Here is a 14,009-nt window from a genome sequence, read left to right as displayed (position 1 = left end):
CCCGTTCCGGAAGGGACGGCCTACGCCCGCCGGGCCAGCACCAGGCGCCAGCGCGGGGTCAGGTCGGGGCGGCGCCCGAAGTGCTCCAGCGGGAGGGTCTCCACCGTGAAGCCGGCCCGGCGCAGGTCCTCCCGGACCCCGCCGAACGGGAAGGTCCGGTAGTACATCACGAAGCTCGGCCGCCAGACCGCGTTCCGGACCCGCATGACCGCGTCGAAGCCGGCCGTCATCCAGTAGTACGGCGAGGCCATCGACAGCGGGGCCGGCACCGGGAAGGCGAAGACCCCGCCCGGCCGCAGCGCCCCGTACACGCTGCCGAACAGCGCCGGGCGCTCCTCGGGGAGGAAGTGGCCGAAGGCCCCGAAGCTCACCGCGAGGTCGTAGGAGGACCCCAGCGCCGGGGGCAGGGCCCGTGCGTCGGCCCGTACGAAGTCCACGGCGGGGCCGGGAGCGGCGGTGGTGCCGTGGGCCTGCTCGGCCTCGGCGAGCATGCCGGCGCTGAAGTCCACCCCGGTCACCCGGTCCCGGCACAGCCGCCGGAGCACGGGGATCGCGGCGCCGGTCCCGCAGCAGACGTCGAGGCCGGCACCGAAGCCGTCCCCGTGGCGGGCGAGGGTGTCCTCGACCGCGTCGAGCATCCGGTCGGGGGTGCGGAAGGGGGTCAGGTCGAACTTGGGGGCGAGCAGGTCGTAGCCGTGCTCGGTGGACGACATGGCCTGTACGGCCAGTTCACGCAGGCTGGGGCCCTTCGGAGCGAACATGGCCCCAGCCTAGGTCCTGTCGTCAGAGTGGCGCCGGTCAGGCACGGTCGCCCCGGAACACGCATGCGGCGGCCGCGGTGGCTCCCCCTCCGGGCCACCGCGGCCGCCGTTCCCCCGTTCACCCGGTGGGTCCCCGTCCCCCGACGGACCTCCGAGCCTTCCCCCCTGTGGTTCCCCCGTGCCCCCCGTGCCCCCGTGTCCCCCGTGGGCTTCCCCGTGTCCCCCGTGGGTTCCCCCGAACCCCGCGGGTTCCCGTGCCCGGGAGGGCCGGGCTTACCGGGCCGTGCCTTACGGGCGCGGGCCGGTCGCGTGGTTGTCCATCGTCTGGAGCTCCTCGCCCGCCGGAACGGCGCCGGTGCCCGCGGCCGGGGCGGTGCCGGTGCCCGTGGCGGGCTCGCCCTGCGGCTTGATCTCGATGCCCGTGGCGTGGTTGTCGAGCGTCTCGATGTCGCCGTTCTCCGGCGTCGCGTTCTCGGTCGTCGTCATCGTCGTCACTCCTGAATGGGCGGGGCTTGGCCATTCCCGTTCGGCGATTCCCCCGCGGACCGCCGAACGGGCCTTCCGTCCGACCCGCCTGCCCCCCGGCGCGGCGAGTCGATGTGTTCATCATGTAGGACGGCGATAAACGAACGATGAACGCCCCCGTTCACGCCCCGCTCAGGCCGCCAGCTCCGATGCCAGCAGCGCCCTGACCTCGGCGAGTTCGGCCGAACCGAGCTGCTCGAAGACGACCTCCGCGTCCATCCAGCAGGCCCGTGCCCGGTCCCGCTGCCCCATCCGGTGCAGCGCCCGGCCGAGCACCATCACCACGCAGGCCCGCCGCCATTCTCCGCCCATCACCCGCAGGGCGATGGCCTGTTCGGCGTGCGAGGCGGCCAGGGTGGCCCGCCCGGCGGCCAGATGGGCCTCGGCGATGCGGTAGTGGGTGATCCCTTCCCACAGCGGCTGCCGGTTGTCGTGGAACAGGGCCAGCGCGGCGGTCAGCTGGTCGAGGGCCTCACCGAGCCGGCCCGCCTGGACGAGCACGATGCCCAGCGCGTAGCGGCCGTTGGCCAGGCGCAGGGTCAGGCCCATCCGGTCGTAGATGGCGATGCCCTCCCCGGCCAGCTCTATGGCGCTGGACAGCCGTCCCAGCGCCGCGTGGACCCGGGACAGGTTGCACAGCGCGCTGGCCTCGCCGACCTTGTTGCCGTCGGCGCGGAAGCGGTCGATGGCCTCCAGCAGGTGCTGCTCGCCGTCGGCGTGCCGGCCCTCGTAGAGGGCGATGATGCCCCGGTCGTTGGCGGCCCAGCAGCCGGACAGCGCGTCCCCGATGGACCGGGCGAGCAGTCCGGCCCGCCGGGCCTCGTCGTCGGCCTCGGCGAACCGGCCGGCGACCAGGTGGACGTTGGTGAGGATGGTCCGGACCCGGCCCTCGGCGTACGGGTCGCCGGACGCGCGGGCCGCCTCGCACAGGGCCTCCGCCGCGGACGCGTACTGCTTGGAGTTCGCACCGGACTCCAGCAGGTCCTTGGCGGCCAGCAGCAGGTCGGCGGCCCGCCGGAGCGCGGCCACCTCCGCCCCGGCGGGCGCGGCCGCCTGCCGTACGCAGGCCAGCAGCGGGTTCGCCTCGGCGTACTGCCAGTCCAGTGCGGCGTGCCGGTCGGGGAACTCCAGCCCGGGGTAGCGGGTCGGCGCCAGGTGGGCGACGAGGCGGTCCCCGGGGCGCTCCAGCGCGTACACGGCGGCGGCCGTGGCCAGGTAGAAGTCGAGCAGCCGGGAGAGCGCGGCTTCGCGCTCGGCCGGGGGCTGCTCGTCGCGTTCGGCGCAGGCACGCGCGTAGAGCCGTACGAGGTCGTGGAAGCGGTAGCGGCCGGGCGCGGCCGATTCCAGCAGGGAGCAGTCGACCAGGGCTTCGAGGAGGTCCTCGGTGTCGTGCTCGGGCAGGTCCAGCACGGCCGCGGCGGCGGCCAGCGAGATGTCGGGGCCGTCGGCGAGGCCGAGCAGCCGGAAGGCGCGCTGCTGGGCGGGTTCGAGCTGGCCGTAACCGAGTTCGAAGGTGGCCTTCACGGCGAGGTCGCCGGCCTGCAGCTCGTCCAGCCGGCGGCGTTCGTCGGCGAGTTTCGCGGCGAGGACGGAGACCGTCCAGGTGCGGCGGGCGGCCAGCCGGGAGGCGGCGATGCGGATCGCGAGCGGCAGGAAGCCGCAGGCGCCGACCACGTCGAGGGCGGCCTGGCGCTCGTGCCCGACCCGCTCCGTGCCGACGATCCGGGTGAACAGCTGGAGCGCCTCCTCGGGGGACATCACGTCGAGGTCGACGAGGTGCGCCCCGGCGAGGCCCGCCATCCGGACCCGGCTGGTGACGAGGGCGGCGCAGCCGTTGGTGCCCGGCAGCAGCGGGCGGACCTGGGCGGCGTCGCGGGCGTTGTCGAGGAGGACCAGGACGCGGCGGCCGTCGAGGGTGGAGCGGTAGAGCGCGGCCCGTTCGGCGGCGGAGTCCGGGATGGCGGTGTCGGGGGTGCCCAGGGCGCGCAGGAAGGACCCGAGGACGGCGGCCGGCTCGGCCGGGCGCGGGTCGGTGCCCTGGAGGTCGACGTAGAGCTGGCCGTCGGGGAAGTGCGGGCGGGCGGCGTGGGCGACGTGCACGGCCAGGGTGGTCTTGCCGACGCCGCCGATGCCGGCCACCGCCGAGACGGCCATGACCTGGCCGTCGGCGCCGGCTCCGGCCAGGACCTCGGACAGTTCGTTGACGAAGGCGGTGCGTCCGGTGAAGTCGGGGACGGTGGCGGGCAGCTGGGCGGGCCGGACCTGTACGGGTGCGACGGCCGGGGCCGGTTCGGCGGCGCGGGCGAGTTCGGCGTCGCCGCGGAGGATGCGCTGCTGCAGGGCGGCGAGTTCGGGGCCGGGGTCGACGCCGAGCTCGTCGGCGAGGAGGCGCCGGGTGTCGGCGTAGACGGCGAGGGCCTCGGCCTGCCGGCCGCTGCGGTAGAGGGCGAGCATGAGGAGCTCGCGGAGGCGTTCGCGCAGCGGGTGGGCGGCGGTGAGGGCGGTGAGCTCGGAGACGGCCTCGGCGTGCTGGCCGGTCTCCAGGTCCAGGTCGAGCCGGTTCTCGAGCAGGGTCAGCCGCCACTCGCTGAGCCGGGTGCGTTCGGTCTCGGCGTAGGGGCCGGGCACGCCGGCCAGCGGTTCGCCCTCCCACAGGGCCAGGGCGCGGCCGAGCAGGGTGCGGGCCATGGAGCGGTCGCCGCCGGCCCGGGCGGCCTCGGCGTCGCCGGCGAGGCTGCGGGCCACCCCGAGGTCGAGCGCGGCGAGGGCGCCCAGGCGTATGGCGTAGCCGCCGGACTCGCTGACCAGGAGGTTGGGGTCGAGGATCTTGCGCAGCCGGGAGGCGTAGGTCCGGATCGTGGCCAGGGCCTGCGGTGGCGGGTCCTCGCCCCATATGGCGTCGATGAGCTCGGGGGCGGTGGCGGTACGGCCGTCGCGCAGCAGCAGGGCGGCGAGCAGGGCGCGCTGCTGCGGGCTGCCGGAGGCGAGGGGCTCGTTTCCGCGCCAGGCGCGGATGGGCCCGAGCACGGCGAACCGGGAGCCGGTGTCGGCCGGTTCGGCCTCGGATGTGCCTTCCATGGTGTCTGTCTCCCCCTCCCTGGGCCGGTGGCGGTGGCGGTGGCGGTGGCGGTGGCGGTGGCGGTGGTGTGGTCGTGACGGTAACGGAGCGGTTGTGGAGTGCAACGGTCAGTCTGCCCTGTTTGGGGCGAGCACGGCAGCCCGCCAGGGGCCTGCTGTGTACCGAGCACGTCTCAAGTAGCTGACGGTTCGTCAGATCAACGCTACCGTGGAGGACATGGAGACCTTCCCGAAGATCATCTCGGTGGACGACCACACGGTTGAACCCCCTCACGTCTGGCGGGACCGGCTCCCGTCCAAATACCGCGACACCGGCCCGCGCATCGTCCGCGCCCCCCTCAAGGAAATGACCTTCCTGGGTGGAAAGTTCGCCCCCGTCATGGGCTCCAAGGGCGACGACGGGCCGATCGGCGACTGGTGGGTCTACGAGGACCTGCACCGGCCGCTGACCCGGCTGGACACGGCGGTCGGCTACGACCGCGACGAGATCCGGCTGGAGGTCATCACCTACGAGCAGATGCGCCCCGGCTCCTTCTCCGTCCCCGACCGCCTCGCCGACATGGACGTCAACCACGTCCAGTCCGCCCTCTGCTTCCCCACCTTCCCGCGCTTCTGCGGCCAGACCTTCACGGAGGCGAAGGACCGCGAGCTCGGGCTGCTCGGAGTCCGGGCGTACAACGACTGGATGGTGGAGGAGTGGTGCGGCCCGGAGGCGCACGGCCGGCTGATCCCCCTGACCCTGATCCCGCTCTGGGACGCGCACCTGGCGGCGGCGGAGGTGCGCCGCAACGCGGCGCGCGGCGTCCGCGCGGTCGCCTTCTCGGAGATCCCGCCGCACCTGGGCCTCCCGTCCATCCACACGGACGACTGGGACCCCTTCCTCCAGGCGTGCGACGAGACCGGGACGGTCATCGCCATGCACATCGGGTCCTCCTCGCGGATGCCCTCCACCTCGGCGGACGCGCCGCCGGCGGTCGGCTCCACGATCACCTTCGCCAACTGCTGCTTCTCCATGGTCGACTGGCTGATGAGCGGCAAGTTCGAACGCTTCCCCAACCTGCGGATCATGTACGCGGAGGGCCAGATCGGCTGGATCCCGTACATCCTGGAACGGGCCGACGTGGTGTGGGAGGAGAACCGCGCCTGGGGCGGTGTCGCCGACAAGGTCACGCGCCCGCCGTCGGAGCTGTTCGCCGAGCACGTCTTCGGCTGCTTCTTCGACGACGCGTTCGGCCTGCGGAACCTGGACGCGATCGGCGTGGGCAACGTCCTCTACGAGACGGACTACCCGCACTCGGACTCCACCTGGCCCAAGTCCCGCGAGGTCGGCGAGGCCCAGATGGGCCACCTGCCGGCGGAGGACGTGGACCGCATCGTGCGCGGCAACGCGATCTCCCTCCTGGGGCTGACCGAGGACGGCCTCTGGGCGGGGCCGGGGGCGTAGGAGCCCGGCCGGGCGGGGCGGGCGCGGGTGCATGGCCGCGGCGGGGCGCAGGGCGCGTACGGGCACGGGAACGGGAGCCGGAACGGGAACACGGTGGAGCCCGGCGGGCGGCTCCAGCGGTTGTGGCTACAGCGGTTGCGGCTACAGCGGTTGTGGCTACAGGGGTTGCGGCTCGACCGATGCCCAGCCCGAGCCGGACGGGGTGAAGACGACTCCGCCGGCCACCAGGAACCCGGCGGGGGCCTCGGACCCGGACCGCGCCGGGGCGGTGAAGCGCTTGACGGCCCTGCGCGCGGCCAGGTCGACGACGCGCCCCTCCGCCCCGCACCGGACGTACGCCAGTCCGTCCGTCACCACCAGCGCGTTCGCCTGCTCCGGCCGGTCCGGCGCGGCACACGCCGCCGGCAGCGGAACCCGCCACAGGCTGCCGCCGGAATCCTGGTTCAGCTCCATGAAGGCCGGCTCACCGCTGATCGAGGCGGCCACGAAGTACACACTGCCCGCGGCGGCGGCGAGTCCGGAGAGGGCGTGGCTGCCGAACGGGATGTCCACCGCCGTGTTCTTCCCCGCGTCCACCCGCAGCACGCCCGGACCGGTCTCCTTGTGGCACAGGAACACCGTCCGCTGCGTGTCGGGTGCCGACGTCACCGCCAGACCGCCGGGCGCGCACGGGCCGGGGAGGTTCGAGCGGCCGGCTGCCCGGCCGTCTCCGGCGTCCAGCGTCCTGACGGAGCTGTAGAAACCCGTGTCGTCGTCCAGGGCCTGGCCTTCGAGGAAGACCAGCCCGCCGAGCGCCCGCACCGTGGGGTAGCCGTTCTGGGACACCTCGGGGGCGGCGGGCAGGGCCGTCACCCGGCCGGCCGCCACGTCCAGCACCACCGGGGCCCCGTTCTGGCCGACGGCATAGGCGCGGTCGCCGTCCGCCACCAGCCCGCGCAGCACCGAGCCGGCTGCCGGGGCCGTCGAGAGCGGCTTCGGCCAGCGGCTCTTCCCGTCGGACAGGGCGAAGCCCTGGAAACCCCCGAGGCCGGCCACGACCACGGTGTCCTTGACCACCGCCGGGCTCTCCGCCATCAGCACGTCGGCCTTGACCGACCACCGGACCTTCCCGGTCGCCGCGTCGAGCCGGGTCAGGGTGCCGCCGCTGCCGGTGGCCTGCGAGGTGCACAGCAGGGACGAGGCGGCGTACGCGCACTGGCCCAGCCCCTGGGCGCCGCTCCAGGGCCGCCAGCCTGCCGGGCGCCGGGCCCGGGAATCCGCGTAGGCGTGGGTGCCGGCCGGGCTGCCGCCGGCCGTCGCGACGTAGGCGGGGAGCGGGTCCCCGGCGGTGGCGCCGGTGCTCTTCGGCGCGGCCGAGGAGGCCGTGCCCGGGTTCCCCTCGGCACGGCCCTGGGACGTGAAGGGCGAACCGGGACCGAAGTAGAGCCCGGCTCCCGTGAGCAATGCCACGGCGGCGGCGCCGGCCAGGACCGTACGTCGGCGGGCGCGCCGACGGGGGCGCGCGGACGGGCCATCCGGTGCACCCGGTGCACCCGGGGAGCCGGGAACGGCGGGGCCGGCGGCGGCTACCCGTGGAGCCGGTGCGGCCGATCCACCCGATCCGCCCGATCGGGCCGGGGCGACCGGATCGGTCGGCGCCGTCGGCGGGCCGCTGGGGCGGGTCGGGAGGCCGGCCTGGGAGCCGGCCTGGGAGCGGTCCCCGGAGCCGGCCTCGGCCTCGGCCTCGGCCCCGGCGGACCCGGACTCCGTCCCGGCGGACCCGGACTCCGTCCCGGCGGACTCGCCGGAAGCGGGGGCGGGTCCGGGGGCCGTCCCCGCCGGAGCCGCGGAGGCGGTTGCGGGCAGCTCCCACTCCGCCGGGCCGACGGCGGCGAACGCCGCCAGGAGCTCGTCCGGATGCGGCCGGTCCGCGGGATCCTTGGCCAGACACCACTCCACGGCCTGGCGCAGGGAACCGGACAGCGGTCCCAGCTCCGGCGGGTCCGACACCACCCGGTAGGCGGTCAAGTAGTGGGAGTGGTCGTCGAACGGTCCGCGGCCGGTCGTCGCGAACACCAGCACCGACCCGAGGGAGAACACGTCCGAGGCCGGGGTCACCCGGCCCGGCGTCGACAGCTGCTCGGGGGGACATGTACGGCGGAGTGCCGAGGATCTGCCCCGTCGCGGTGAGCGTCTGGTGTCCGGCGGCCCGCGAGATGCCGAAGTCGATGACCCGCGGTCCGTCCTCGGTCAGCATGACGTTGTCCGGCTTGAGATCGCGGTGCACCACCCCCGTGGTGTGCAGCTCCCGCAGGGCCTCCACCAGCCCGACCGCCAGCATCCGGAGCTCCCCGCCGGACAGCGGGCCGCCCTCCTTCACCCGGGAGCGCAGGGTGCTGCCGGGCACCAGCAGGGTCGTCATCCACGGGCGTTCGGCATCCGGGTCGGCGTCCAGTACGGGGGCGGTGAAGGCTCCGCTGACCCGGCGGGCCGCCGCGACCTCCTGCCGGAACCGGATGCGGAACTCGGCGTCGTCCGCGAACTGCTGGTGCACCAGCTTCACGGCGACCATCCGGCCGGACGCCGACCTGGCCGAGTAGACCGTTCCCATGCCGCCGGAGCCCAGCCGGTCGATCAGGACGTATCCGCCGATCGAGCGCGGATCGCCGTCCCGCAGTGCCATTTCCCGCCGTCCCCCCGGGCCCGAGCCCGCGCTCGTGCCAATGCCCGTGCCCGCGCCTCTGCCCCGCGCCTGTGCCGTGGGCCGTGCGCGGCCCGGCGGCAGCCTACCGGCCCTGCCGGGCCGGGCCGTCGACGCACGTCCCGCACCCGCGCGGCCCGGCGCCGGAGACGGCTGCGGCCGGGGGCCGGGCGGCCCGGGGACCTGTCCGGCGGTGCCCCCGCCCGGCCCGGCCGACGTCGAACGGGGTGGCCGGAGCCGGCTGTGGACCGGCTCCGGGAGGCGTCAGGGGCGACCCAGCAGGGCGACGCCCGCGACCGTGTCCGTCCGGGCGGTGAAGAAGTCGGCGAACGCGGCGGCGAACTCGTCCTCGCTGATCCGCCCGTCGCCGTCGGCGTCCAGCTGCCGGAAGCCGTCGTTGAGTTCGGCCGGGTGGACGCGGGAGCCGCCGAACAGGGTGCGGTACTCGTCCGCGCACAGATGCCCGCTGGCATCGGTGTCGGCCGCCCGGAACAGCGCCCGCATCGCCGGCGCCAGGCCCCGCTCCAGGTACTCGGGATCCCCGTCGATGCCCTTGAGCATCGCCGACACGAACTCGGCGCACTCCACCACCCCGTCGCCGTCCGCGTCCATGGCCGCGCACAGCTGCTTCCACCAGGTTTCGAAGGCGGCGTAGAGGCGGTCCTCGCGTTCAACGGGCAGCTCCAGCTGCCAGCAGACGTTGTGCACCATCGCCTGGAGGTCGGCGGAGTCGACCCGGCCGTCGCCGGTCTGGTCGAGCACCTGGCGGAAGAACGCCTCCAGCCGGGCCGGCCGGGAGTCGGCCGTACGGGGCTTCGGCAGGCGCGCGGTCCGGGAGGGGCGGGCCCCGGACTGGCGGCCGGCCTCCCCTTCGCCCGTTCCCCCGGCCTCGCCGTGGCTGCGGTAGCGCAGGTGGTCCGGCAGCCGGGTCATGATCTGGCGCATGCCGCGGTGCACCGTCCACGACAGGGCGGCGGCGGTACGGGTCCGGGGCATGCCGAAGCGTTCGTGCCAGGCCGGGGGCAGGTCGGCGACGGTGAGGTTGGTCAGCACGGCCGCGGCGACGGTGCGCAGCAGCGGCCAGGCGGGCCGGAGCCTGCCGAGCCGGCGCGGCGCGGGGGCCTCGCGGAGCATCTCGAAGAGCAGGTAGCGGACCTGCTCGCCGCATTCGAGCACCTCGCGGACGGTCCGGTCGACGTAGGCCGGTACGTCGGCGGCGGTCGGCGGGAGGACCTCCTCGGGGATGCCGAGGGCGTCGCAGACCTCCTTGAACTCGGCGTACAGCGCATCCAGTTCGGCGGGCCCGAGGGGATCGCCGGACAGCTCGCGCATGGCCGTCATCGCCTCGTACAGGGTGACCATCACCCAGGCGCGGACCTCCGGGTCCTCCGCGCTGTACGGGCGGCCGGCGTCATCGGTGCCGCGGATCCGGCGGTGGGTGCGCTCCAGGCGGGCGATCTCGCGCTGCCGGTCCTCGGGCCCGGAGAAGAACAGCCGGCTGCCGCTGTCCATGGTGTGCTCGATGCGCCGCCAGGGGTGGGCCCGGTAGGTGGAGTAGCGGGCGGTCCCGGCCGCGACGGCGGGGTGCGCGGTCTGCAGGACGAGCAGCCGCCAGGCCACCAGCCCGATGCGCCATTCGCCGAGGGTCCGGCGCAGGGGGCTGTCGGGTGCCGTGCTTAAGGGGGCGGGCGGGGGTGTGGGCGTGGGCGTCACGTGGTGCTCCTGGGGCTGCGGGGGCCGGGGCCGACAGGACGTACAACGCCCGCACCACGCGCCCGGGGCGGGATCACGACGACGATCACCCTGACGTGCGTCGCTGCGAACGACCGCACGCATGGTGGCGGGAGCCGCTCGGCTAGCGCACCAGGCCGAGGTGTACCGGGCCCTGCTCGGCCGGCCCGGCCAGGAGGTTCGACAGGCCCGGCGGCCAGGTCGGCTCCGTGAGCGCCGAGAGGGCGGGCCGGTCCAGCCAGCGCCACGTGCCGCGGCCGTTCTCCGTCTTCTTCGGGGCCCGGGCCGGCCCGTCGGTGACGTAGATGTGCTCGTGCTGCCGAACCGGCACGCCCTCGTGCGTGAAGTCGTGCTCCCAGGTGCAGAGCAGCCGCTTCGGGGTGAGGTCCGTCCAGCCGGTCTCCTCGCGCAGCTCCCGTACGACGGTCTGCTCGGGGCTCTCGCCCGGATCGATGCCGCCGCCGGGCGGCAGCCAGTGGATGCCCACTTCGACGTTGTCCTCTCGGAAGAGGAACACCGATCCGTTGGGGGACAGGATGACAACGCGGGCGGCACGCCTGGGAGTTCGCATCAGACCAGCGTACGACGCGGATGCCGGTCCGGACCCGGGGATTTCGCCCGGTCCGGACCGGCGGCGCTACCCCGTCGCCAGGGCCAGCGTCGGCGAGAGGCGGGCCGCGCGGACCGCCGGATAGAGGCCCGCCGCCGTGCCGATCGCCAGGGTCGCGGCGAAGCCTCCGCTCACCGACCAGAGCGGCACCACCCACGGCAGGTCGCCGGTCCGTGCGTAGACACCGGTCACCGCCGCGCCCAGCGCGATGCCCGCCAGGCCGCCGAGGCCGGACAGCAGCAGGGACTCCGTCACGAACTGGATCCGGATCTGCCCCTTGGTCGCGCCCAGCGAGCGCCGCAGACCGATCTCGTGGCGGCGCTCCAGCACCGAAATGATCATGGTATTCGCCACGCCCACTCCGCCGACCAGCAGGGCGATCCCGCCCAGCCCCAGCAGCAGGGTGCTGAAGGCGCCCTCCGTCGCCGCCTTCGCCTGTAGTGCCGCCGACGGGTCGGTGACCGAGACGGCGTGCGGGGAGCGCGGGTTGGCGGCCCGCGGGACGGCATCCCGGACCGCCGCCACCGCGTCGTCCGCCGACCGCTCGTAGATCGCCGTGGGATGCCCGTCGAAGCCCAGCAGACCGCGCGCCGCGTCCCAGCCGACCAGCGCCGAACGCTCGATCTCCGGTGCCAGCGGCACCGGTGCCAGGACGCCCACCACCGTGAAGTGCCGGCCGCCGATGAAGACCTGCTGCCCCGGTGCCGTGATCCCGAGCCGGCGGGCGGCGACGTCCCCCAGCACCACCGTCGGATGGCGGCCGGTGGCGGCGTTCAGCCAGGTGCCCCGGGACACCTCGGCCCGGAGGGTGCCCAGCAGGTCGTCCCGGACGGCCTGCACGGAGATCCCGCCGGTCTCCTCCTTCGGGATGTGCTCGCTGCGCCGCACCGAGTGCTTCACCTCGCCGGTCGCAACGACCGACCGCACGCCCTCGATCCGGGAGACCATGCCCGGCGCCTCGGGCGGCAGCCGGGTGTCCTGGCCGGAGAACATCGTCTGCCCCGGCGTCGCCACCAGCAGGTTGGTGCCGAGCCGGTCCAGTTCGCGGAGCAGCTTCGCCTGGCTGGAGGAGGAGATGCCGACCACCGCGATCATCGTCGCGATACCGATGGCGATGCCCAGCGCGGAGAGGACGACCCGCACGGGGCGGGAGCGCAGCCCGGCCGAGCCCACGTGCAGGACGTCACGCGGCGAGAGGCGCGGCGGCCTGAGTCGGGGCGGTCCGAGTCGGGGCGGTCCGAGTCGGGGTGTCCTGAGCGCCGTACGGGCTCTCGTACGCCCGCTCGTACGCGCTCTCCTACCGGCCATCACCTGGCTCCCGCCGACGCGTGCCGGGCGGTGTCCTCGACGACCATCCCGTCCCGGACCCGGACGGACCGGGGCAGGCCCGCCGCGATCTCGTTGTCGTGGGTGATCACGGCGATCGTCGCGCCCTCCCGGTTGAGTTCGTGCAGGAGCTCCATGACGGACTGCCCGGACGTCGTGTCCAGGGCGCCGGTGGGCTCGTCGGCGAGCAGCAGGTCGGGTCCGCCGGCCACCGCGCGGGCGATGGCCACCCGCTGCTTCTGGCCGCCGGAGAGCTCGTGCGGCCGGTGGTCCATCCGATTGCCGAGCCCGACCCGGTCCAGGGCCTCCTCGGCCCGCTGCCGGCGCTCGCCGCGGGACAGCCCCGAGTACAGCAGGCCCTCGGCGACGTTGGCGCGGGCGCTGATGCCCGGGACCAGGTGGAAGGACTGGAAGACGAAGCCGACGTGCCGGGACCGCAGGGCGGACAGCGCCCGGTCGGAGAGCGCGGCGACGTCGTGGCCGGCGATGACCACCCGGCCGGCGGTGGGCCGGTCCAGGGTGCCGATGACGTGCAGGAGGGTGGACTTGCCGGAGCCGGACGGGCCGACGATGGCGAGGAGTTCGCCGGAGGCGATGGTCAGGTCGACGCCGCCGAGGGCGGTGACACCGCCCGGGTACTCCTTGGTCACCCCCGCCAGTTCCACGACGGCCGGGGGCGCGAGCGCGGATGTGGGCGCGGGTGCGTAGGGCGGCCCGACTGCGGGTTTCTCCCGGTTCATGTGGCGGGGACCCCCACTTCCATCCCTTCCTTCAGGCCGCCGCCGGTGACCTCGACCCGGCCCTGGCCGAACATGCCCGGTTCGACCTTCACCTCGCGGACGGTCCCGTGCTCGACGACCTGGACGCCGAACCCGCCGCCGGTCAGCGCCAGCAAGGCGCTGACCGGCACCGAAAGGACGCCCCGGCGGGTCTCGCCGGTCAGCCGCACGGAGACCGGGGACCGGTCGGGGGCCTTGACCGCGGCCGCGTCGTCGAAGACGACGGAGACCTCGACCTTCGCCTTGCCGTCGCTCCCGCCCCCGCCCCCGCCCCCGCCCCCTCCGCCTCCGTTTCCGCCGGAACCGCCGCCCCCGTCGTCCGGGCCCGCGGCCGTGCCGACCGCGTCGACGCGCCCGGCGGCCGTGCCACCGCCCGGCAGGGACACCGACACCTGGTCCCCGGCCCTGGCGGTGCCCGCCTGCGCCGCGTCCAGCGCCAGGCGGACGATCCGCTCGGTGCCGGTCACGCCGAGCACGGGCCGGTTAGGTCCCGGCTCGTCGCCGACGGCGGCCTGGGCCTTGCCGATCCGCTGGGGTCCGGCGGCGAAGGCCACGTCCTCGCGGGCGACCTCGCCGGTCTGCTTCATGCCGTGGGACTTCTGCCAGTGCTTGACCGCGGTCACCGTGCCCTCGGTGAACTTCCCGTCCTCCGGGTCCAGTCCGGCCCCGTGGCCCAGCGCCCGCAGGTTCCGCTTGAGCTGCTTGACGTCCTCCCCCTTGTCCCCGGCCTTCAGCGACCGGTACATCGGCGAGGAGCCGTACATCAGCCGCACCGGGCGGCCGTTGAGCTCGTACAGCTTCCCGTCCCGCTCGACCGCCGCGCCCTCGGCCGCGATCCAGGTCAGCACGCCCGGACCGGCCGCGTTGAGCCTGCGCTCCCCGGCGTAGCCGAGGACGCCGTCGACCTGCACCCCGGCGCTGAGGTCCCCGCGCACCACGGGGGCCGTGGCCGGGGGCAGCCCGTCGGCGGACCGTTCGTTCCGCGTGCCGTCCGTCGTCCGGCCGTCGAGTACGAGGTACCCGCCGCCGCCCACCGCCAGAAGTCCGGCCAGCCCGGCCATGAGCCACGCGCCGC

General features: G+C 74.9%; 10 protein-coding genes and 1 pseudogene. 1 reads left to right on the top strand and 10 read right to left on the bottom strand.

Features of this window, described 5'->3' with window-relative positions; all coding sequences use genetic code 11:
- Window positions 1-20: 20 nt before the first annotated feature.
- From AC067U_RS13865 to afsR, 3 genes are all read right to left on the bottom strand, one after another.
- Complete coding sequence (locus AC067U_RS13865) at window positions 21-761, bottom strand: class I SAM-dependent methyltransferase (protein WP_478829876.1); 741 nt, start codon at window positions 759-761, stop codon at window positions 21-23.
- A gap of 288 nt (window positions 762-1,049) precedes the next feature.
- Window positions 1,050-1,247 (bottom strand): hypothetical protein, encoded by a 198-nt coding sequence (locus AC067U_RS13860; protein ID WP_478829875.1) that lies wholly within the window; start codon window positions 1,245-1,247, stop codon window positions 1,050-1,052.
- 171 nt (window positions 1,248-1,418) lie between these two features.
- Window positions 1,419-4,364 (bottom strand): SARP-family global regulator AfsR, encoded by a 2,946-nt coding sequence (gene afsR / locus AC067U_RS13855; RefSeq protein ID WP_478829874.1) that lies wholly within the window; start codon window positions 4,362-4,364, stop codon window positions 1,419-1,421.
- A 217-nt stretch (window positions 4,365-4,581) separates the two neighbouring features.
- Between afsR and AC067U_RS13850 the strand changes: the two genes are divergently transcribed.
- On the top strand, window positions 4,582-5,808 hold the full coding sequence (locus AC067U_RS13850) for an amidohydrolase family protein (protein ID WP_478829873.1): 1,227 nt from the start codon (window positions 4,582-4,584) through the stop codon (window positions 5,806-5,808).
- A 156-nt stretch (window positions 5,809-5,964) separates the two neighbouring features.
- Here the strand turns inward: AC067U_RS13850 and AC067U_RS13845 are convergent, their stop codons facing one another.
- The 7 genes and pseudogenes from AC067U_RS13845 to AC067U_RS13815 all read right to left on the bottom strand — a co-directional run bounded on the left by AC067U_RS13845 (window position 5,965) and on the right by AC067U_RS13815 (window position 13,995).
- Window positions 5,965-7,905 (bottom strand): outer membrane protein assembly factor BamB family protein, encoded by a 1,941-nt coding sequence (locus AC067U_RS13845; RefSeq protein ID WP_478829872.1) that lies wholly within the window; start codon window positions 7,903-7,905, stop codon window positions 5,965-5,967.
- An 82-nt stretch (window positions 7,906-7,987) separates the two neighbouring features.
- Window positions 7,988-8,398 (bottom strand): annotated as a pseudogene (locus tag AC067U_RS13840) (protein kinase domain-containing protein); the annotation flags it as partial.
- Window positions 8,399-8,752: 354 nt separating this feature from the next.
- On the bottom strand, window positions 8,753-10,201 hold the full coding sequence (locus tag AC067U_RS13835) for an oxygenase MpaB family protein (RefSeq protein WP_478829871.1): 1,449 nt from the start codon (window positions 10,199-10,201) through the stop codon (window positions 8,753-8,755).
- Between the two features lie 142 nt (window positions 10,202-10,343).
- Window positions 10,344-10,790 carry an NUDIX hydrolase gene (locus AC067U_RS13830; RefSeq protein ID WP_478829870.1) on the bottom strand — a complete coding sequence of 149 codons (447 nt, stop codon included), beginning with the start codon at window positions 10,788-10,790 and terminating at the stop codon, window positions 10,344-10,346.
- Between the two features lie 66 nt (window positions 10,791-10,856).
- Window positions 10,857-12,002, bottom strand: a complete 1,146-nt coding sequence (locus AC067U_RS13825; protein ID WP_478829869.1) for an ABC transporter permease — start codon at window positions 12,000-12,002, stop codon at window positions 10,857-10,859.
- 134 nt (window positions 12,003-12,136) lie between these two features.
- Window positions 12,137-12,895: an ABC transporter ATP-binding protein gene (locus tag AC067U_RS13820; protein ID WP_478829868.1), complete on the bottom strand. Its 759-nt coding sequence runs from the start codon at window positions 12,893-12,895 to the stop codon at window positions 12,137-12,139.
- Entirely contained in the window at window positions 12,892-13,995 is a 1,104-nt protein-coding gene (locus AC067U_RS13815) for a peptidoglycan-binding protein (protein WP_478830115.1), read from the bottom strand. Before AC067U_RS13815 ends, AC067U_RS13820 begins: the two co-directional genes overlap by 4 nt.
- Window positions 13,996-14,009 lie beyond the last annotated feature (14 nt).

This window comes from Streptomyces sp. NPDC043853 (genome assembly GCF_056436025.1).
This window is presented reverse-complemented; position numbering and strand designations above follow the sequence as displayed.

Bases quoted from the DNA above. Each gene is read 5' to 3' on its own strand.
- AC067U_RS13865 (WP_478829876.1), bottom strand. From the start codon at position 761: ATGTTCGCTCCGAAGGGCCCCAGCCTGCGTGAACTGGCCGTACAGGCC.
- AC067U_RS13860 (WP_478829875.1), bottom strand. From the start codon at position 1,247: ATGACGACGACCGAGAACGCGACGCCGGAGAACGGCGACATCGAGACG.
- afsR (WP_478829874.1), bottom strand. From the start codon at position 4,364: ATGGAAGGCACATCCGAGGCCGAACCGGCCGACACCGGCTCCCGGTTC.
- AC067U_RS13850 (WP_478829873.1), top strand. From the start codon at position 4,582: ATGGAGACCTTCCCGAAGATCATCTCGGTGGACGACCACACGGTTGAA.
- AC067U_RS13830 (WP_478829870.1), bottom strand. From the start codon at position 10,790: ATGCGAACTCCCAGGCGTGCCGCCCGCGTTGTCATCCTGTCCCCCAAC.
- AC067U_RS13820 (WP_478829868.1), bottom strand. From the start codon at position 12,895: ATGAACCGGGAGAAACCCGCAGTCGGGCCGCCCTACGCACCCGCGCCC.
- AC067U_RS13815 (WP_478830115.1), bottom strand. From the start codon at position 13,995: ATGGCCGGGCTGGCCGGACTTCTGGCGGTGGGCGGCGGCGGGTACCTC.